This window comes from Ruegeria sp. AJ12 (genome assembly GCF_056536245.1).
The window spans coordinates 2,723,587-2,744,778 of the sequence record NZ_JBQFJJ010000001.1 but is presented as its reverse complement, the minus strand read 5'-3'; the positions used below and the strand labels follow the sequence as shown (position 1 = coordinate 2,744,778).

16 protein-coding genes are annotated in these 21,192 nt (G+C 54.8%); 3 read left to right on the top strand and 13 right to left on the bottom strand.

What is annotated here, in order from left to right:
- Positions 1 to 19: 19 nt before the first annotated feature.
- From ACR3E0_RS13690 to ACR3E0_RS13655, 8 genes are all read right to left on the bottom strand, one after another.
- Positions 20 to 1,555: an aldehyde dehydrogenase gene (locus ACR3E0_RS13690; RefSeq protein WP_480479368.1), complete on the bottom strand. Its 1,536-nt coding sequence runs from the start codon at positions 1,553 to 1,555 to the stop codon at positions 20 to 22.
- Entirely contained in the window at positions 1,503 to 2,579 is a 1,077-nt protein-coding gene (locus ACR3E0_RS13685; RefSeq protein WP_480479367.1) for an alcohol dehydrogenase, read from the bottom strand. The genes ACR3E0_RS13690 and ACR3E0_RS13685 overlap by 53 nt, the downstream gene beginning before the upstream one ends.
- An 8-nt stretch (positions 2,580 to 2,587) precedes the next feature.
- Positions 2,588 to 3,892, bottom strand: coding sequence for a TRAP transporter large permease (locus ACR3E0_RS13680; protein ID WP_480479366.1), 1,305 nt, complete (start codon positions 3,890 to 3,892; stop codon positions 2,588 to 2,590).
- Positions 3,889 to 4,371, bottom strand: coding sequence for a TRAP transporter small permease (locus ACR3E0_RS13675; protein ID WP_480479365.1), 483 nt, complete (start codon positions 4,369 to 4,371; stop codon positions 3,889 to 3,891). Before ACR3E0_RS13675 ends, ACR3E0_RS13680 begins: the two co-directional genes overlap by 4 nt.
- Entirely contained in the window at positions 4,372 to 5,364 is a 993-nt protein-coding gene (locus ACR3E0_RS13670; protein WP_480479364.1) for a TRAP transporter substrate-binding protein, read from the bottom strand.
- Between the two features lie 128 nt (positions 5,365 to 5,492).
- Positions 5,493 to 6,425 (bottom strand): hydroxymethylglutaryl-CoA lyase, encoded by a 933-nt coding sequence (locus ACR3E0_RS13665; RefSeq protein ID WP_480479363.1) that lies wholly within the window; start codon positions 6,423 to 6,425, stop codon positions 5,493 to 5,495.
- Between the two features lie 5 nt (positions 6,426 to 6,430).
- The gene (locus tag ACR3E0_RS13660; RefSeq protein WP_480479362.1) at positions 6,431 to 7,240 is read right to left on the bottom strand and encodes an enoyl-CoA hydratase/isomerase family protein; all 810 of its coding nucleotides are present in this window, start codon (positions 7,238 to 7,240) and stop codon (positions 6,431 to 6,433) included.
- A gap of 95 nt (positions 7,241 to 7,335) precedes the next feature.
- Complete coding sequence (locus ACR3E0_RS13655; RefSeq protein WP_480479361.1) at positions 7,336 to 8,280, bottom strand: LysR substrate-binding domain-containing protein; 945 nt, start codon at positions 8,278 to 8,280, stop codon at positions 7,336 to 7,338.
- Between the two features lie 125 nt (positions 8,281 to 8,405).
- On the opposite strand from ACR3E0_RS13655, the gene ACR3E0_RS13650 reads away from it, so the two are divergent.
- The 3 genes from ACR3E0_RS13650 to ACR3E0_RS13640 all read left to right on the top strand — a co-directional run bounded on the left by ACR3E0_RS13650 (position 8,406) and on the right by ACR3E0_RS13640 (position 12,434).
- On the top strand, positions 8,406 to 9,785 hold the full coding sequence (locus tag ACR3E0_RS13650) for an MmgE/PrpD family protein (protein ID WP_480479360.1): 1,380 nt from the start codon (positions 8,406 to 8,408) through the stop codon (positions 9,783 to 9,785).
- A 110-nt stretch (positions 9,786 to 9,895) separates the two neighbouring features.
- Positions 9,896 to 11,284 (top strand): MmgE/PrpD family protein, encoded by a 1,389-nt coding sequence (locus ACR3E0_RS13645; RefSeq protein ID WP_480479359.1) that lies wholly within the window; start codon positions 9,896 to 9,898, stop codon positions 11,282 to 11,284.
- Between the two features lie 16 nt (positions 11,285 to 11,300).
- The gene (locus ACR3E0_RS13640; protein ID WP_480479358.1) at positions 11,301 to 12,434 is read left to right on the top strand and encodes a CaiB/BaiF CoA transferase family protein; all 1,134 of its coding nucleotides are present in this window, start codon (positions 11,301 to 11,303) and stop codon (positions 12,432 to 12,434) included.
- Positions 12,435 to 13,444: 1,010 nt separating this feature from the next.
- On the opposite strand, the gene ACR3E0_RS13635 is transcribed toward ACR3E0_RS13640, so the two are convergent.
- The 5 genes from ACR3E0_RS13635 to ACR3E0_RS13615 form a co-directional block, all read right to left on the bottom strand.
- A complete protein-coding gene (locus ACR3E0_RS13635; protein WP_480479357.1) occupies positions 13,445 to 13,993 on the bottom strand; it encodes a LabA-like NYN domain-containing protein in 549 nt (182 codons plus the stop codon).
- Positions 13,994 to 14,478: 485 nt separating this feature from the next.
- On the bottom strand, positions 14,479 to 15,531 hold the full coding sequence (locus ACR3E0_RS13630) for a hypothetical protein (RefSeq protein ID WP_480479356.1): 1,053 nt from the start codon (positions 15,529 to 15,531) through the stop codon (positions 14,479 to 14,481).
- A gap of 345 nt (positions 15,532 to 15,876) precedes the next feature.
- On the bottom strand, positions 15,877 to 17,184 hold the full coding sequence (locus ACR3E0_RS13625) for an HlyD family type I secretion periplasmic adaptor subunit (protein WP_480479355.1): 1,308 nt from the start codon (positions 17,182 to 17,184) through the stop codon (positions 15,877 to 15,879).
- Positions 17,171 to 19,327, bottom strand: coding sequence for a type I secretion system permease/ATPase (locus ACR3E0_RS13620; RefSeq protein WP_480479354.1), 2,157 nt, complete (start codon positions 19,325 to 19,327; stop codon positions 17,171 to 17,173). The genes ACR3E0_RS13625 and ACR3E0_RS13620 overlap by 14 nt, the downstream gene beginning before the upstream one ends.
- A 50-nt stretch (positions 19,328 to 19,377) precedes the next feature.
- On the bottom strand, positions 19,378 to 20,949 hold the full coding sequence (locus tag ACR3E0_RS13615) for a TolC family protein (RefSeq protein ID WP_480479353.1): 1,572 nt from the start codon (positions 20,947 to 20,949) through the stop codon (positions 19,378 to 19,380).
- Positions 20,950 to 21,192 lie beyond the last annotated feature (243 nt).

Here is a 21,192-nt window from a genome sequence, read left to right as displayed (position 1 = left end):
GGGCGGGAAAGCCCCGCGGTCATCTCATGATGAAGGGATTTGCCGCCGTGGTCTGCTGGGCGATCCAGACGGATTTCACTTGGCAGAATTCCTTGATTGCCTCCTGTCCGCTTTCGCGGCCCTGACCGGAGCGTTTGAAGCCACCGAAGGGTGTCATGAAGCTGACAGCGCGATATGTATTGACCCAGACAGTACCCGCCTTGAGCTTGTCCGACATCCGGAAGGCCCTGCCGATGTCCGAGGTCCAAACCCCAGCGGCCAATCCGAACATGATGTCGTTTCCAATGCGTATCGCGTCTTCTTCGGTGTCGAAGGGAATAACCGACAGGATCGGACCAAACACCTCCTCCTGCGCGATGCGCATGTCATTGGAAACACAGGTGAAAATCGTCGGCTCGACAAAGCGGTCTCCTTTCGCGCCGTCGCCGGTATATGGCTTGCCCCCCAGAACGCACGTCGCCCCGTCTTCTCGCGCAACGTTAATGTAGTGCAGGATCTTTTCGTATTGCGGCTGCGTGGTCACAGGGCCGACATGGGTGTCCATTGACATCGGATCGCCAATTTTGGCTGCTCCGGCCACTTCGACCAGACGTTTGACGAACGCGTCATGGATCGAGCGTTGCACCAGAAGCCGCGACCCGGCAATGCAGGTCTGACCGGTCGCGGCAAAGATACCTGAAATCGCGCCCATCACGGCGGCTTGGAAATCGGCATCTTCGAAGACGATGTTTGGGGATTTGCCGCCCAGTTCCAGCGTGACCGGCATGATCTTCTTCGCCGCCGCTTCATAGATCTTTTGCCCAGCAAAGTCAGATCCGGTGAAGGCAACCTTGGCGACGTCCTGGTGCTCCACCAATGGCGCGCCGGTGTCGAGGCCGAACCCCGTCACGCAGTTCACCACGCCATCGGGGAAACCAGCCTCTTTGACCAGTTCCATGAACTCGAGGGTCGAAGCCGAGGTGAACTCGGACGGTTTTACCACGGCGGTATTGCCAGCCGCTAGTGCCGGGGCGAGCTTCCAGGCCAGCAGCAGGAGCGGCGAGTTCCAGGGCGTGATCATCGCCACCACGCCAAGGGGTTCATGCTTGGTGTAATTGAAGATGCCCGGCCGGTCCGAGGGCAGAACCGCGCCTTCGACCTTGTCGGCCAGACCGCCATAGTAGCGGTACCACTCGGCCAGATAGCGGGTCTGGGTGCCCATCTCGGCGATCAGCTTGCCGTTGTCGCGCACCTCCAGTTCGCCTAGGCGATCGGCTTCGCGTTCGATGATCTCGGCCAGCTTGACCAGCAGCTTTCCCCGCGCCGTCGGGCGCATCTCGGCCCACGGCCCCGTCTCGAAGGCGGTCTTGGCAGCGGCAACGGCGCGCGCCACATCTTCGGTGTTTCCCTTGGCGATCTGCGCCCAGACCTCGCCCGTGTAGGGGTTGTCAGTGTCAAAATATTCGCCGCTCGCTGGTTCGACCCAGGCGCCGTTGATGTAATGCTGATAGGTTTTCATGATGTCACTCGTCGTGCTGGTCGGGCTGGAAAACGATGCGGCCTGTGACCCGGCCATGTTCCAGATCTTCGACTGCCTGGTTAATTTGTGAAAGCGGACGCCGCTCGATCGGCATCTGCTTGATCTTGCCTGCGCGGACCATTTCGATCAGAGCGCGCAGTTGCGGTGAGTTTCCAACATGGCTGCCGCGCACGGTCATCGCCTTCTGCGGCAGCCAGACTTGAGGCATCTTGAAATCCCCGCCAGCCTGACCGGCGACGATGTACCGCCCAGCTTTCGCCAGCGCGCGCACGGCGATCCTGCCTGTCGATGCTCCGCCGAAGGTGTCGATCACGCCCATCAGGCGTCCTTCGGCCAGACGCTGAAGCTCGGCGACCGCGTCATCACGCTTGCTATTCATTACCTTCGCAGCGCCCATCTCGCGCGCTGAGTCGAGCTTGGTGTCGTCGATATCGACGGCGATGATGTTTTCGAACCCCATGGCCCGCGCGATTGCGATGGCGTTCATGCCAAGCCCGCCGCAGCCCATGATTGCCATCCACTCGCCGACCCGCAGCGCGCCCATCTTTTCCAAGGCGTTGTAGACGGTGATGCCCGAACAGGCGTGCGGCACGACGTCGGCCGCATCAAGCCCCTCGATATCGACAAGGAACTTCTCGTTCTCAACAAGGCAGTGGGTGGCAAAGCCGCCTTTTTGCTTCAACCCGATGATCCGCATGGCCGAACAGTCGCTCTCACGGTCTTCGCGACATGCCTCACATTCCCCGCATCCGATCCAGGGAAAGACGAGAACCTGCTGTCCCGGCGAGACAGTCGTTACGTCTGCACCCACTGCCTGAACAACGCCTGCAATCTCGTGTCCGAAAGTCATCGGCAATTGGGCACCGCGTTCCGCAAAGGTAAGTTGTCCCTCTTCGCCAAGGTCCATAAATCCCTTCTGGACATGCAGGTCTGAGTGACAGAGCCCCGCGGCGGTAACCCGGACCAAGACTTCGGTCCCGACCGGTTCCGGCAGCTCATTACGGCGTTTTTCAAAGGGCTGACCCCATTCGATGAGATCGTAGCTGGTGTAATCGGTCATGAGGTGTCTCACAGCAAAGATGGGATCAACGTGACTATGCCGGGAACAAGGTAGAGCAACGTGATCGCTATTGCGAAAATGGCTACGACGCTCCACGCAGAACGGTAGGTCTTGCCCATCGGGAGGGTTGGGGAAGCAGCCTTAAGCGCAAAAAGCGCGTAGCCAAACGGTGGTGTCACTGAGCCAAGGGTGACGTTGATCAGGTAGATTGCCCAAAACCAGATCGGGTCGAACCCAAAGGCATCCGCGATCGGCGCATAGATCGGAACGCTGACCAACATGTAGGCAATCACATCAATGAACATGCAGGCCACCAAGGTGATTAGCATGATAGCCAGGAAGGCCGTTAGGCCGGTGAGGTCTTGCGCCAGGAAGAATTTCAGGAAGCCTTGCGAAGCGCCGGTAAAAGACAGGATCTGGGCAAACAGGCTCGAAGCGGCAAAGATTGCCATGATCGAACCGGTCAACAGCGCTGCCTCTTTCAGACTGTCAAAAAGAAATGGCAGGCTAAGCTTTCGGTAAAGCGCGGTTGTGATCAAGGCACCAACGACCCCACTGGCTGCGGCCTCAGAGGGCGTGGCAACGCCGAGAAGAATGAACCCAATGACCGAGAAAATAACCATCAGAAAAGGCAGGCACTTCAACAAAATCCATCCGATACTGTCGCCGTCTTCCGCCAATTCGGCTGCGTCGTCAGGAGCAAGGTTCGGATTGCGCTTGATCCGCACCCAGACATAGAGCCCGGTTAATGTTGCAATCAGAAGCCCCGGCAATAACCCCGCCACAAGCAGTCCCGCGATCGAGACGTTTACCAACGAGCCAAGGATAATGACAACGATTGAAGGCGGGATGATTGGTGCCAAGCTGGCTCCGGATAAGATCGTGGTTATTGAGAGGCCTTCGTCGTAGCCGCGCTGATTCATAGAAGGCAGAACCGAACGCCCGAGCATGGCCGTTACCGCGACGATAGAGCCTGACAAGGCGCCGAATATTGTCGAAAGAGCGATTACAAGGAAATACAATCGCCCGCGTAAACGACCAAAAACCCGGTTCGCCGCATCGAACAAAACATCGGTCGACCCAGAACGAAACAACAGATCGCCCATGAGAACGAACATGGCCACCGTGCTCAGGGATACAATGGAAGTCGCCGTCAGGATCGAGTTCGCGACCAGCCCGAATCCGTTCGAACCAAACAGCATGAGGACTGCGCCAATGCAGATCGCAAAAAAGGCGATGAAAACCGGAAGGCCCGTTGCAAAGGAACCTAGCAGTAGCCCGAGCAGGATGAGAAGTGTTTCGGCCCAGCTCATATCTCTGATCTCCCAGCCAAGGCGGTGACGAGAAAGACCAAAGCGACGATTACGAAACTAAGCGCAATAGGTGACAACAACGCCCACTTGGGCACCTGAACAACAGTGTTGGTCATGATGTTTGTCGAGAATTGCTTCAGTGCAGATGAAGCGACGATATACGCAGCAAAAACCGAAACAATTGCTGAAACGAACGCCAACACGCGCCCCCAATACTCTGCAAGTCGGCCCCCCATGATTTCCACAAGAAAGGTGATCGCGATATGCTGATTGCGGCGCGTAACCTCAGGTAGAGCAAAAAAAATCATTGCAGGCATGATGAAACTAATGACGTCATTGCCCCACTTAGTTGGTGAATTCATGACATAACGCATGAATATCTCCATCACGAAAAGCCCGACGATTCCTGCCAGAAGAAGTGCGGAGAGGATAAGCATCCCCTCCGCAACTCTCTTTTCAACACGCTTCAGTAAGTGCATTTACTGAGAAAGCCCCGCTTCGACTGCCAATGCCCGAATGCCTGCGGCGACGTCCGCGTCGGTTTCCATTGCGAGCCCCCACATTGCCTCGGACATCCACGCGTCAATGTTCGCCTGTTCAGTTTCATTCATGTTTGTGATCGCCATTCCCTTCTCTTGAAGAACGGCCAACTCGTCAGCTGCGATCCGGGTGATCTCGCTGAGAGCGTACATCTCGGTCTCAGCGGCGGCCCTTGTGATCGCTTCCTGAGTTTCGGCGTCCAGGCTGTTCCATTTGTCGAGGTTCATGAACATCCAGTTGGACAGCGATCCGAAGTCCGGCTGCAAAACGTGGCTTGAAACCTCGTAAAGCTTGAAGTCCACGATGCCGGCCGCGCCCCACGGTGCACCATCAATGACGCCATTTTGCAGCGAGGAGTAGATTTCACCGCCGCTCAGCGGAACCGGACTGCCGCCAAGTTTCTCGATGATGTTGATATACGATGCATTTGCACGCAGCTTCATGCCTTCGAAGGAATGATCTCGCCCATCGACTGCCTGATTGGTGACAAAACGGAAACCGCTTTCGCCAAGCGGCATGATGCCAATGACCTTGATGCCGAGTGTTTGATAGTATTCATCGAATGCATCAAAGATGCCTGTCTCCCGCCACCTTTGCGGGTCAACGGCGATACCGTCGGCCCCCATGCCGATTTTGGATGTGCCAGCGTGATATGCGGGGTGGGAAAAAACAAGGTCCACAATGCCTGTTTGCAGTGGCTCGACTTGCTCCAGCGGGCTGATCGATTCCGGTCCGATAATGCTGAACTCAACGTCACCGTTCGTGTACTCTTCGACCTTTGCCACGAAAGTTTCAACGTTCACGCGGTATGTCGCCTGGTTTGATGCCCAAGAGCTCAGCAGCTTCAGTGACTCCGCCATCGCGCCTGCGCCCGACAGGCCCAAGGCGAGAGCTGATACGGCAGCATATTTTGATAGTTTTGCGATGATCATATTGTCCTCCCATGGTTGATGCGCCCCCTCCGAGGAAGGACGCCTTTGCAGGTGCAGCCTTACAAATGCCATGCGGTGACAAAATTATAACGCGGATATGGACGCTATAACATAATTGCAACGCTCTGTCAGGCGGCGGAAACAAAGGTCTTAGCCAAACCTGCCTGTTTCAACCGACCTTCGATGCGTTCACCCGGCAGCCATTCCTCAAGCTTGGCGCGCAGCTTCAATAGCCGCTCGAAATCGATCCCAGTGCCCAAGCCAATGCTTTCGAGCAAGTAGGCGCAATCCTCCGTCGCGATGTTCCCGGTTGCGCCGGGTGCGAAGGGGCAGCCACCCAGCCCGCCAAGCGCCACATCAAAACGCCGGATGCCAACCTCGACGGCCGCCACCACATTGGCCAGCCCCGTGCCTCTCGTATCGTGGAAATGCGCCGCCAGTGGGAGCGGTCCGACCAAGCTGGTAATGGAGGCAAAGACTCTGCGCACCTGAAGCGGATTGCCGTAGCCGACGGTGTCGGCGATGTTCAACTCGTTCGCCCCGGCGGCGGCCAGTCTTTCGGACAATGCCAGAACGCGGTCTTCGGGCACCTCGCCCTGAATGCTGCACCCAAATGCGGTCGCGATAACCGCCGACAGGGCAACCTTGCCCTTCAACCCGCGCGTATCACGTTCTTCTACAAGTTTTTCGAACTCTGCCGCCGACGCGTCGGTCGGGCGCCGGACATTGGAAATGTTGTGTGCTTCGCTGGCTGACAGAACGAAAGTGATTTTATCAGCCCCGCGCTCGAGCGCGCGGATACCGCCCTTGAGGTTCGGCACAAGCACCGCCGCGGTAAAACCTCCGATGGCCTTTGCTTCCTTCAGAACTTCGGCCGCATCGACAAATTGGGGAATGGAGGATGGCGGAACGAAAGACGTCACCTCGATCTCCGAAAACCCGCAAGCCACCTGGTCTCGGCACCAGTCGAGCTTGATTTGGGTCGGAAGGACCTGACCGACCATCTGCAGACCGTCGCGAAGGCCAACTTCACGCAAGGTGACGTTATCGGGGAGAGTCATGCGAGTCATTGCCCCTTGAACTTTGGCTGACGTCTTTCGTTGAACGCCCGCACGCCTTCGCGCCGGTCCTCGGTGTTGATCGTGCGGTTGTAGGCTTCGATCTCGAAGGCCAGACCGTCGGCTAAGGACATCTGCGCCCCGCGATAGATCGCTTGCTTGGCCTGCCGGACAGCGATTGGGGCATTTCTGGCAATGCCTTCGGCTGTGTCCAGCGCTGCGCCGACCAGTTCGCCGATCGGGTATACCGCATTGGCAAGCCCCCAATCCAACGCCTCCTTGGCGCTGAACGGGCGGGCCGACAGGATCACCTCCTTGGCGCGTCGTTCGCCGATGGCCCGTGCCAAGGTCTGGGTGCCACCGGCACCAGGAATGATGCCGATCCGGGTTTCGGTCTGGGCAAAGCGCGCATTGTCAGCGGCATAGATGAAATCGGCCGCTGCTGCGATTTCGCACCCTCCCGCATAGGCCGCACCGTTGACGGCGGTGATGATCGGTACAGGGCAGCCCAGAATGGCTCGGATCATACGTTCATAGACCAGATGCTGAAGACCCCAGTCATGATCCGACATCCCGTCGCGTTCCTTGAGGTCCGCACCGGCACAGAAAGCTTTCTCGCCAGCGCCAGTCATAACCACACATCGTATGACGCCAGGATCAAGTGCCAGATCCTCGTAGAACTGAACCAGATCACGTGCCATCTGCGTATTGAAGGCGTTCGCAGATGCCGGCCGGTTCAGGGTGACCTGCTGCACATGGTCGCGCGGCGTTGTAATCTCAAGTGTCGAAAATGAGAAAGCTATCATGAGGTGATCCATTGCCGTTTTCGACAAGATCAGCGGTCTCGAGCAATCAAACAATTAAAATGTTGGCAACAATGCCATGCAACATTTCTATGGCTTTCGAGGCGGCTTCAATTGCGATCCATAAGAGTTTCGTCAGGGTCAGCTTTCCAGACACCCTCCTCGATCATCGTGGCGATCTCGCTGGAAAGAATATTGATGACGGCATCTGTGGCCCTTGTGTTTGACCGGTCCGGCGGCATCGCCATAACAAGTTGTCGGCGGATAGAGGGCGAAACGAAGGTCCGGGCTTCCAGCAGTCCCGCCTTGACCTCCTCCGTGACCGCCGAGAGCGGAATGAAGGCGTGATATGACCCATCGATCACAAGGGATTTCAACACCCAGAACGCGTCACCCCGCAGCGCGATGTTCAGAGACACACCTGCCTTGACAGCGGCGTTATCGACAAGCATTCGAATTCCATGCGGACGGCTGGGCAACACAAGCGGTAGGTGCGCCGCGTCAGCGATCCGGATCTGTGGGCCCAACGCGGGCAATGATCCGGGGGGGCTGATCAGCCCGATATCCTCGTAAAGCAGTTCCTTGCAGCGCAGATGCAGGTCGGCTGCAGGTCCATAGAGAAACGAAATGTCCAGATCGCCTCGCTGAAGCCATTCAATCAGGTGGCCTGAATACCCTTCGACCACCCGAAGTGTGACTTCCGGCAACTCGCGCCTTACCCGTTCCACAAGACGGACGGCGAAGACGGTGTTCACGCTTGGCATCAACCCAATCGCCACATTGCCTTTGACCACTTCGTCATTCGAGCGGATGTCGTCAACCGATTGCTCCAACTGGCGGATCAGCCCGGAAACACGCCCAAGGAGTTTTTCTCCCGGTTCGGTCAGCGTCATGCCCCTGACATGCCGTGCAAAAAGCTGAACGCCGATCTCATGCTCCAACAGCTTGATATGACGCGAAAGAGCCGGTTGCGCCAGTCGCAAACGGTCCGAAGCCGCGCTAAGAGATCCGGTTTCCGCAACGCAGATGAACGTTTTAAGTTGCTTGATATCCACGCCAATACCTTCGAATTCCGTTATCGTGACTATATTTACTTTCGCATACTTTTATCCCCGTCAATGCAAGAGAATGGGCGTGGTATCCAAGAAGGCCCGATCTGACTTGTGAGAACGAACTGCCAATGACCAAATCTGACACCTTGAACTCTGCTCCGATCACTGAAGCCATCACTGCTTTTGCGACGGGTTCTCTGGATGAGGGCCGATCTGAGGCGGCGCGGCGCATGACACGCATATCACTGTTCGACTGGCTGGCTGTTTCGATCGCCGGGCAGGACGAGCCGGTCAGTCGAATCGTCAGAGACTATGTCGCCGCCGAAGGCGGTGTCACTGAAGCTACAGTTGTCGGAACGACGCAGAAGCTGCCGGCGCGGGCAGCCGCAATGGCCAATGGAACGATCAGTCACGCCCTTGACTACGACGATACCCATTTCGCCTATCTCGGGCATCCCAGCGTCGCCGTCTTTCCCGCAAGTTTTGCTTTGGCGCAAAAGACCGGAGCGAGTGGCAAAACGTTTCTGGAAGCATCGCTTGTCGGTATGGAGGCCGCAACCCGCATCGGTGCCTGGCTCGGGCGCCACCACCATTTCGTCGGGTTTCATTCCACCGCAACAGCAGGTGCCTTCGGCGCGGCACTGGCCTCGGCCCGTTTGCTGGGGCTGGACGTGCAGGGCGCGGGAAACGCCCTCGGGCTGGTCGCGACGCGCGCCTCGGGTTTGCGGGCGCAATTCGGAACGATGGGCAAGCCGTTTCATGCCGGCATGGCCGCGTCCAATGGTGTTGAGTCAGCGCTTCTTGCCCAGGCAGGCTTTGTGTCCCGTCCTGACGCGCTGGAGACCGACCAGGGTTTCGCGACTACGCACGCCGCAGAAATGCGGGATCCGGACGAGATACTGGACAGCCTAGGCCAGTCATGGATGTTCGAAGCGGTGCTGCACAAGTTTCATGCTTGTTGTCACGGTGCACACGCGTCGCTGGAGGCCTTGATCGAAGCGCGTGACAGTCTGGGCGTAAACCCGGACGAGGTTGCAAGTGTCTCACTTTCGGTGCCACCGCGTTATCTGAAGGTCTGCAATATCCTTGAACCCCAAACGGGGCTTGAAGCGAAGTTCAGCTACCGCCTGTGTTCAGCGATGGTTCTCGCGGGCCGGGACACAACCGCCTTGACCACCTATTCTGATGCCGCCTGCCACGCCCCGGACCTCGTTGCCCTGCGCGACCGCGTTGTGGTGAATGGCGTTGACGGGCTGGCGGAAACGGAAGCAACGGCCCGGATCACGGCCAATGATGGCCGAACCGTTGAAATCACCCACGACATTGATCGCACAGGCGGGCTCGCGTTTCGCGAGCAGAAGATCAAGGGCAAGGCTCAGGCTTTGCTGGGCAAAGACTCGGCATCCGATCTTTGGGATGCCGTGGAGGCAGCGGACCCTGCCTCCCTTGATGAATGGTTGCGGGGTCAGAATGACCCAGACACCTGCGCCAAGCAAGCTGCATCATAAAAACCTGATATAGCACCTATCCATGCATTTTAGTTTTTGAATGCCCTGTCAGATGCGATTTCTGGTTCGAACAGACAACTCGTCAAGAATTGCGCGAACCGGAGATTTTCATGGCACAACCGACAGAAAAAACGGACCTGACCCGACAGCTTGCAGAATTCGTTGCTCGAACGAGCTACGATGATCTGCCAACCGAAGTCGCCGAACAGGCGAAACTCTTCATCCTTGATACTCTCGGCTGTGCCTTGGGAGGGCGTGCTCAAGCCAAGGAAGAGGTTTCTTGGGTGACCGGGTTCGCCGCGGCTCAGAAAGCGGGTGGATACTCCACCGTCTTTGGCGAAGCGGGAAAAACCAGCGCTGTTACAGCCGCAATGACTAATGGCGCCATGGCGCACACAATCGATTTTGACGACACGCATATGCCGTCGATTTCCCACCTCGGATCTTCCCTCGTCGCCACGACCTTTGCCCTGGGCGAGGAACTGCAATCGAGCGGCAAGGAGATCATCGAAGCCTTTGTCTTGGGCTTCGATGTGGCCGGGCGCATCGGGCGTTGCACCATGCCGACCCATTACAAATTTTGGCATCCGACGGCCACTTTTGGTGGCATCGGCGCAGCTGCTGCTGCGGCAAAGCTTCTGAAGCTGGATGCAGTTGGCATCGAGATGACCATGGGTCTCGCCGCGGACGCCGCAGGCGGGCTTCGCTACGGTGTCGACAATGGCGATTTCTCTAAGAGCCTGCACCCAGCCATGGCCGCGATGAAGGCGGTTTTGTTCGCACAGCTGGTCAAGGGTGGTGCAACAGGCCCGCGTGGCATCCTTGAATACTCATCGGGCTTCTTCAATGCCTTCTCCGAAGAACCCAATCCCGAGCCGCTGCTGGATCGGCTGGGCGAATACTACGAGATCAGCGTTGGCGGCCTGAAATCGCTTCCGACAATCCAGTGTAGCCATACAGCCGTGGCAAAGACACTTGAACTGGTCGCGGAAAACAGTCTCGAAACGAAAGACATTGCCGAAGTCAGTATTGTTCAGTCGGAAACGATGCCTGGACAGGGCATGAACTACGCACCTCAGAGCCCACTCGCTGCGCGTCTCAGCACCCCATTTGCCGTGTCTTTGGGTCTCAAGGACGGGGCGGTCACGCTGGAGCGCTTCTCGGACGAAACTCTGGTCGATCCGGAAATCAACGATCTGATGCCCCGCATCAAGATCGAGGCTGACATGGAACTGGCCGAGAAATACCCCAACACGGTTGCTGCTTTGGTTGACGTAAAGACCCACGACGGACGGGTTTTCTCTGGTGAACAGATCTACGCCAAAGGCGACCCGAATAATCGCATGACACCGGACGAGATCACGGCAAAGTTTCGAACTTTGGCAACTGTTGCGCTTGGAGTCGAGCGTGTTGGCCAGGTGTCTGCTGACATTCTCGCGTTGGAAGCTGCCGTTGATCTTCGCGAGGTCACCAAAGCACTCGGCGCGGCTCAATCCTAAATCTGGAGAGAGCCACATGAGCAATCCTTTTTCTGACCTTCTCGTGGTGTCCGTCGAACAGGCGCTGGCAGCTCCGCTTTGTACATCGCGCCTTGTCGATATGGGCGCGCGGGTGATCAAGATCGAGCGCGCCGGGGGCGATTTCGCGCGGGGCTATGATGCGGCCGTTGACGGCGACAGCTCCTATTTTGTCTGGACAAATCACGGCAAGGAATCGGTTGTACTCGATCTGAAGTCCGAAAAAGATGCAGCGCTGATGAGGCGATTGTTGGCCAAAGCCGATGTATTCGTTCAAAATCTTGCGCCCGGTGCAATGGCACGCGCTGGATTCGGCTCGGAAGAGATGCGCAAAGTGAACCCACGTCTCATTACGTGCGATATCTCCGGCTATGGCGAGGATGGCCCGGCAAGCTCACTCAAGGCCTATGATTTCCTGGTTCAGGCTGAAAGTGGTCTGGTGGATGTGTCAGGTGCACCGGAGGACCTTGGCCGCATCGGCGTTTCGATCTGCGACATTGGCGCAGGGATGACAGCGCACGCGGCGATCGTCGAAGCGCTCCTCTATCGCGAACGCACCGGCGAAGGCTATGGCGTCAGCGTATCGCTCTTCGGTGTGGCTTCGGAGTGGATGAACGTTCCTTTGATGCAGTACGAATACGGCGGCAAGGCGCCCAAACGGGTCGGCCTGATGCATCCGACAATCCAGCCTTATGCCGCCTTCAAGGTGAACGACGGCTCCCAAGTCATCATCGCCATCCAGAACGAACGCGAGTTTGCGCGTTTCTGCGACAAGGTATTGGGGCAACCGGACCTGGCGACGGATGCACGGTTTAACAGCAACAATGCCCGAGTCGAAAATGTTGAGGCACTGCACGACATCATCGGCAGTGTCGCAGCATCCCTGTCGCGGCAGGCATTCACCGGCCTTTTAGCCGAGGCAGATATAGCTTATGGGTCAATCAATTCTGTGTCGGCACTTGCAGATCATGCTGGGCTGAAGCGTGTCCGAGTGGCGACGACCAAGGGTTCGGAAGTTACCATGGCTGCACCGCCTATTATTCGCTCTATCGACGCAGATGACAGCCTGCCACCGCCCCCGAAATTGGGTCAGCACACAAAAAGTGTATTTGGGGAGTTCGGCATCCCATAGCCGTTATGTGGTTTGATCTATCAGGAAATCAGTAGTCTGCACCTTCGTTATTCGCTTTTTCTCGTTCCATAATCGCTGTGTCAAATCATTGCGAAGGGTCAGGTTAAATTCAACTCGTGTTGACGGGATCTAACCGTCGAGGCACGCTGCTGCACCTCAGAATTGTTTGCGTTGCGATTGCAAAGAAGTTCCACGTAGGCAAAACAGGTGTAGGTCATAATGTCCGCATAGTCCCGCGTCTCGTCTGTCCAATTTGACAGCGGCGGAGGCGCGGTTTGGCTCCGGCAAATTTCGCAGGGCGAATGAACGCAAACGGGAAGTTCGCCGCATTTCGGAAAATTTCGCGCTGCGGGAGTGAAGGTTTTCTGCAACAGCATTAGCTGCAACCGCACAAGTCCGGTTTGTCCGGCAGACCGTGAGTACGAGCATAACCGGATTTCGCGCACGCAGCGAATGTCGGGAAAGCGGACTCGATCGCAGCATCGCGTATACACAACCAAAGTCGGGAAAGGGCTGTTCTGGCTCGACCCAAATGGCCGCCGAGGCGGGAACCGCTGCGATATTTGAGGTCTACGCGCTTCCCGCCTCGGCTACCGTTGCGCCTGTTGCATCAAATTGGATTCCATGCTGCTGCAAAAATGGACGTCATGCAGTGTGCTTTCGGAATACGCAGTTGCCAAGGTGGAGGTCGCGGCGTGGGCTGAATTCGAACTTTTCCGAACTATCTGGGATTGAGCATTTGAAACCCATCAAGAGCCCAGTGCACTATGTCAACAACCTCCATCTAGGGGTTCTTTTGCAAGTGTCACGGTATCGAGCATGCCGTTGCAGGGTTGAAGGAGTGGCGGCGCACCCCGGTCCGCAACGAAGGATATGGGCTTGTCGCCATCGGCCATTTACATCGTTTCTGAGCTCACGTTCTGAACCCTCAGTTAAGTCTTGACTTCAAGTCACTGTATATAAGCCGGGTGGGTCTGTTTATGGATGCCCCAGGTGCTCCGAGGCAAATCCTAGCCGCCTGGCTCCAACTTTCCTTTCTGGCGACCGATTGTCCCCCTTAGGTCATTAAGTTCGATAAAACTGTCTGCTTGTCGACGCAGTTCGTTTGCAATCAAAGGAGGCCGAGTGCGTATGGTAGACGCGATTGATATCCGTAAACCTTGTCTTTGCAAGCTTTCTACAAGGCGCTGCAAATCCCGAGCTCCTGAAAACAACACAACATGATCGACGCGCGGTGCCAGTTCCAGTGCATCAATAGTCAATTCAATATCCATATCGAGCTTTACTCTGCTTTGCCTTAGTGGATCGGTGATCTCCTTTGCAGGTTTTGAAACAACCGTGAATCCGTTATGTGCCAGCCAATCCAACAACGGACGAATGGGCGAATACTCTGCGGTGTCCAAAAGTCTCATGTAGTAATACGCACGTACCAGTTGGCCACGCCGCATGAACTCTGCTCGGAGCAGTTTGTAGTCTATGTCAAATTCAAGAGCTTTTGCCGCCGCGAATAGATTTTGACCATCAATAAATAGCGCCAACCTTTCACCTTTATAGAACATCCAGTCTTACCTTCTAAAGGAATGGTTTACAGTTTCTATGGGTTGTCGACTTGGGTGAATGTAGAAAAGTAAAGGGTAGCCGGGCATCTTTGTTTCATGGAAACCTCATGGGCGTGCATCGGTTTGGTTTTCCCAATTTAGTAACATTGGTACCTATGCACAAAGGGCGTCCCAGTTTGTTTCCGTTGCTCCTATTGGGTGAATTTTGCATTAGGATTTTGGTTGTTTGTGCTCCGCAGCCTTCAAAGCGAGAGGCGGTTAGGCTCTACGCCGAGAGCGCTTGCAAGAGTTGGGGAATGATGTTGTGTGCCGCTCTTCTATTTCGACAGTGCGCTGAAGGAATGTGTAATAGTGCGAGAGACTTAGGTATTGTTTTGGGAATCCAGCCACCACCCCAACGCGGGTGGGAAACACTCAATCTCACCATCCCAAAAACAAACCTGCTGCGGTCCTGGATCAAGCTGCATATTCTCAATAGATTGCCCTTAGAGAAGGGGATAGTTCCCGAAAGAAAGCCTCCCGTCTGAATTCGTCTTTGCAGCCGAAACTCCTTCGGTCACTGCGGCTAAAGTGAGGGGTGATTTCAGCGTGGCGTCGCAAATTGCCGCTCTTTCGGCCGTCAAGTCGTGACCCCTAACTTGGCTGGAGACCAGGATTATTGTGGCGCCTGGATCGAAATTCCGAAGCTCAAGGCAAAACGATATAGTTTCTTCCAGATCGCCCATGATATCGGCGTCCACGAAACAAAGATCCGCTATTCTAAGAAACGACTGAACGGTCTTCCAGTTTTCGTCGGGAGACACGCAGATAACAGTGTTTCCCGTTTCGTCAGCCCAAGTCTCAATGGGCTTTCGGTCCAAACTGTCATCATGCCCAAAGTACCCAACAATGCTGGTCGATCTATTCTTGGACTCTTGCTCGATGCTAGTTGCTGCCGCAACAAGCCGATCAACAAGCTCATTGCAAACTTGTTCCGGATACAGAGCCTTCTTGGGGTTAAGGGGGTCAACGGTCGTCGCGTCAGACCACAAACTCAGCGGCAAATCGCCGGACCAGGACAGTTTACGACTTGCCTTGCGGCGAACAGAAGCGAATTTCTCTTCCGATGGAATTCGGCAAGCTACTTCTTCAAGTCTCGTCACATTCCGCCACAGCTGACGGGTGCGATTGCCTTCAGTCTTGTCATGTCGTAGAGCACTTTTCCTGCAGTATTCGATTTGACTTTTTTCGGCTGTCAAGATTCTACGCTGGAAATTGTCTGGTGATGACCCGTGTGCGACGCGGAGAACCGTCTGATTATCTGAGTTGTGAGGGTTGAGAAGTTGTTTCGAAGCGGTGCCTTCGTTTGGTGTGAGCCAAAAACGTACATTGGTAAGGATGGCGCAGACTACAGCCGAGAGCGTAACGATCACTAGTGTGAAAAACAAATACTTGGAAAAAATTGGAAAAATCGTGCTTGATGGAAGCAGAGCCCCCAACAAGACTGAAGCCGCCAAGGATATCCATATAGCTCCAGAAGCGATGATCGCCAGGTTCAACACAGCGTCCGACCTGCTCGCGGCTACTAGTTCACCATAACTAGCATCTTCATGCATTATTCCAGCCTCAGCAGTTTCAAGCGTTTCGAGAGGGTAATCCAACTTCCTCGATGTCAACGTCAACACAGCATTTATAAAAAGTCAATATGACAAAAAATTTACTTAGCTGGGCGATGATGATATTGCATTGCGCATTGGTCCTAACGCCTGGGCTTAAGAACTCGGGACATTTAGGAGATTTGAAATCCGAGAAAGTAGAGTTCCCTAGGCGTTGATTGAAACTCGGCAAGGAGCGGGAAAAAGTCGGCCGAGGATCCCGTTGGCGGGAGAAGCCCGAACGAGTTGTTAATCGCGGAATGCCCGCTCGCGCACACGAACAACGGGTTGAGTGATGTATTCCAGGACCGATTTTTTTTCAGAGACGAATTCCACCTCTGCGACCATACCAGGCACAATTGGCAAGGGTTCTCCCACAGAGTCTGATAAGGTGGTCGATGTGACGATTTCGACAGCAAATACGTTGTAGTCGCGTTCTGGATGCGCAACTGGACTTGCGCCAATCCGGATTATCTCGCCAACCAAGGCGCCATACCTAGAGAAATCGTATGCGGTAATTTTAACGTTGACCAATTGTCCGACGTAAAGAAACGCAATATCGGCTGGAGCGACAAACGCTTCGACAACTAGCTCATCTGCGTGTGGTACGATCTCGATAAGGTCTGCCCCGGTGGATACGATCGCCCCTTTGTGTGAGAAAAAGACTTGATTAACGACGCCGTGGATTGGTGACTCGATGTCAGTTTGTTTAACGCGTTGTTCCAAAACAGGAATTGACGGCGTGAGGCTTGCCAACTCATTGTTAGTATGAGAAAAATCCTCTAGTGCGTCCGACTTGAACTGGCTTTCTAAAGCTGCGATACGCTGTTCGGTTTCCCGCAAACGTGATCGTTCCCGCAGAATGCGCGAAGACGTTTGCGCCAATTGGCTCTGCCATTCTCTCACCTCTATCTGCGTGCGTATCAGGGAGGTTTTCGGTTCAAGCCCACGTTCTACCAATGGTTCGATAGTCTCGATCTGTTCATTCACCAGAGAAAGAGTACTTTCGGCGAGTTGAAGGAGTTCCTCAGCTTCGGACAAGGCTTCGTGCTGCTGCTCAGCTTGTAACATCAATACTTGAACTTGAGTTTCTAGCTGAGTGCGTCGAGCCGCCGACAGGCTGCTTTCTGAGGCAACAATCCCCGGTGCCCTCATCCTCAATTCCAATGGAAAGACGAGTTCGGAGCCATCAATCTCGCTTTGTAACCGAACCAATCGAGCCTGTAACGCATAGGCCTGCTGTTGTTCTTGATCTAGTTGTCCCGCAAAACGGGTGCGGTCCATTTGCATAAGCAAGTGTCCGACTTCAACTATGTCCCCCTCGCGCACAAACACTTGCTCAATAGTTCCTGCTTCTGGAGCCTGCACGACTTGCAGATTACTGCCGGGCACTATGCGTCCCTCCGCCCGCGTAACATCGTCAATCTCGGTGAATGCGGACCAAACAATTACTGAGGCCAGCAAAGTCAAAATCAGGAACAACAGGATCGACGCGCGAAAGCCGCGATCGCTCGTCCTCTTTTTGAGTACAAGCTGAAAGGTATCATCGCCTGGCATTTGAAACGACCACTGGTCCCTCTTGTGCGGGCTTAACGCGTCTAAGAAGCCTTTCCTTGGGCCCATCGTACGAAAGTTTGCCACCTTCCAACAGAATTACGCGATCAACTGCCTCCAAAAGAGCGGTGCGGTGAGTCACAAGCAAAATGGTTCGCTCCGAGCCCAAATCGTTGAGGTTGTCGATCAACGATTGTTCGCTTTGAACATCCATAGCGCTGGTCGGCTCGTCGAGGTAAAGGATAGGTTTTTGCCCGAGCAGCGCTCGCGCCAGCGCAATCGACTGGCGCTGACCACCAGACAATGTAGCGCCACGTTCTGTAACCTTTAAGTCGTATCCCATTGGATGTTTGGAAACAAAGTCGTGGACGCCAGCCTGCTTTGCAGCAAGAAGGATTTGCTCGTCGTTCGGCCTTTCTGCACCTACAGCGATGTTGTCCCGAATAGTTCCGGAAAACAGCCAGATATCTTGGAGCAATGCTCCAATGTTGCTTCGCAGATCAAACGGCGCAATTTGAGTAACGTCACTATCGTCAACTATAACTTGCCCTGAGTTGGCATGATACAGGCCCACCAACAGCCGTCCGATCGTGCTTTTGCCAGACCCAACTTTGCCAACAATCGCAACTCTTTCACCAGGTTCGATTGTAAATGAAACGTTTGTAAGGCTTTCATTTTTTTGATCTGGATAGGTAAAACTGACGTTCCGAAACTCAACTCGACCGCTAAGATGAGGTCTGGCTAGCCAGTTGCGATCCGATCGATTTTCGACGGGTTGTTGCATAAGCGAGTTTATCGAACGGTATGAAGCCTTGGCCTGGCTGAATCGCGTCATTGTTTGTGCTAGCTGCGCAAGCGGCGCGAGGGTTCGACCGGTCAAAATCACACACGCGATTAGGGCTCCCATGCTTACCGTGTTAGAGGTTATGAGAAAGACCCCGTAGAATACCACCATCACTTGTGCAGCCTGCTGCACAAAAGCAGTTGAGTTCAGCGCAAACTGCGAAGCCGCTCGAGAGCGCGCGGAAGACTCAGATTGAAGGGAAAGTGCGTGATCCCACCTTGCTCTCATTACCCGAGCAGCGCCAATTGTCTTAATGGTTTCGAGTCCAGAAAGAGTCTCAACCAAAACGCTTTGCTTGCTTTGGCCCTCCGAATGGTTTCTTTGTGCCATCCTACTCAGAATTGGCTGCACTGCGATACCGACGATCAACACCGTTGGAACAGCCACGGCAGGCACTAAAGCCAATGGGCCGCCAACCAAGCTGATGACGAAAATAAACAGTACTACAAATGGCAGGTCGACGATGGTAACCAGTGTTGCTGAAGTAATGAAGTCTCTCAGAGACTCGAACTCTCGCATGATGCTTGCCATTGCACCGACGGAGCCGCGACGCGCGTGCATTTGCATGTCGACAAGCCGGTCGAAGATCAGGCGACCCATCACCAAGTCTGCCTTTTGACCCGCCCTGTCTATGAATCCGGTACGCAACGAACGAATTAGAAAGTCGAAAACCAGCGCTAGACCAATCCCGAAGGTCAAAGCCAAAAGAGATTCAATTGCCTCATTTGGCAACACGCGGTCATAGACGACCATGATAAAAATCGACGTTGACAAACCGAGCACGTTCGAGACGGCAGCCGCTAGTATCACCTGGGTGTATGCCCATTTGCTTTTTAGTAGTGTTGACCAAAACCAATGCCCCTCGACCGTTGGTTGGTCTGGGCTATCGGTCGCTCTGTCACGCCTTCGCAGAAGGATGGCCTGGCTCTCGTATGTACCTTTTATTTCGGCTAGGTCCAGCATTCCAATTTCTGTAGGAGACACGGCAGGGTCCAGAACAGAAAAAAGGTCACCTGATCTTCCGGTTATCAGAGCGGCGCGACCTTTGGGCGTCGTCAGTATCAGGGGAAAAAGATCCGCATCCGTTTTGGCTAAGTCTATCTCACCAACACCAACGATGAATCCCGCTCGTTCTGCGATATCCACCAAGTTTTCAATCGATAGATTACCATCCGATACCGACGAGAACCCTCGCAGGCTTGCAAGTGACACGGACCAACCAAAATGCCGAGCGGCAGCAACAAGGCATAGTTCGAAGGGATGCGGGTCGTTGGCTGCCACACCAGAGCTTGTTTCACGCATCGGCAGCAACTGCTCCTGCGATCAGTACAGTTGAGCGAAATTGACACTGACTATTCATTAAGCGCTCTATCCAAGCCGCGATGCGTGAGTGCGCTTCGATCTATGCCAAAAATGGAGGCCAAATCGCCCGTTGCTTCTAAAATGAGGAACTCGGTTTCGATGCTGTTAGCCTCCAAGTTGATGATGCGCGATTTCGCGTTCACAAGATCGCGCTGAGCGTCCAGAATATCTGATGTATCCCGTCTGCCGATCTGGAACTGCTGCAGGATTGCAGCCAGGTTTTCTGCGTTGAACCTGGCGGCTTCCGCAGCTGCTGCGATTTCGGAAGCGGTGGTCTCGCGAGTGGCCAATGCTACTTCGATTACTCTTGTCAATTGGACTTCGACTTCGTCCAAATTGCTCTTTGCGGCGGCAATTGCGCTTGCACTCTCGCGCTCCCTTGCTCTCTGTTGACCTCCTTGGAACAAGGACTGATCGATCGAGAATCCTGCAAAGGTCTCGTTTTCCGGATTGCTGCCAAACACGTCGGATCGACCCCCGCTAACTTCTAGAAAAACGCCTGGGTATCGCCCGGAAAGTGCGATATCATATTGGCTCCGGGCGTCGGCCAACCTCAAACGGGCGATAGCTGCTTGACCTGCCGTTTGGATGCGTTGCCGCGCAACCTGAGCTGCCATGATAGGTGGGGTTGGCGGGCGTTTAAGCGGGTGGGGTACTGGACCTATCAGTGCGTTGTAGTTTGCCTCTGCTCCGGCAAGTGCGGAGCCAGCTTGCGCTAGCCTCGCGTTCGCATCCGACAAGCGGCTACTTGCGGACAGAAGATCGCTTTCGGCGATTACGCCTCCCAGCGCTCGAGATCGAGTTTGTTGCACAAATGATCTATGAGCTGCGACGTTTTCTTCGGCGAGCGCCAAGAGCTCTCTTTGACGCCAAACATCCAACTCCGCAGCTGCCATTTGACGCGCCACAGTTGACAAAAGAACATCGAACTCAGAGCTCAAAATCTGCTGGTTTATTTGCGCGTTCGCAATTCGGTTTTGGGTGGCAGCTCCATCAAAGAGCAGCTGCCTTACTGTGATACCAGCATTCGCTGACGCCTCACTGGTGCCATCAATGAGATCCTGACCTGCAGTCACACCATACGAGACTTGCGGCCGTAGGCTCCCCTTCAGTGCATCCAAACGCGCTAGAGATCCGGCAATACGCGCGTTCTGGCCGGTGAGCGCCGGGAACTTCAGAACCGCGTCGTGAATTCGTCTACCAAACTCTGTATCATTGTAACCAGTACCCAAACTGATTTGTTGAGTCGATCTCCGGTTTACAGTCTCGTCATGTAAGCCAGCTTCTTTGATTAGTTGGTCTGCAGTGTCTATTCCTTTTTCATAGATTGTTGTGCATGCTCCACATCCAACAAGAGCCACTAGGCGGAGAGCGACTCCGCCGCGCCATTTCGCTGGAATCGATCGGTGCTTGTTAGGATTTTTGTACTCGTACGGCGTTCCGGCGTCATTCCTCAGAACGGCTCGACCCAACGTGGTCTGATCTTTCAAAGCTGGTCGTAACGTAACCACATGCAGAAGCTGGCTGGCTTGCAATATGTGTCGCGTTGCACGGCCCTTCATTGCCAAACTCCAGCGAGGATACCTCACGACGCTTCCTCTCGGCACCAAAAAGCTACCTTCAAAATGGGCAAGACACCACGAAGCAGCCTGATTTCCTAATCATTGTCACTTGTCCTGGTCGACCAACTCTGGCGACGGCAAGTTGTTTTACAAGTCAAAATGATTATAAAATTGCGGGCATATAGTCAACGTGATAAGCTAAGGTTTGATAAAAACAGACATAACATATTATTTTTAAATAGA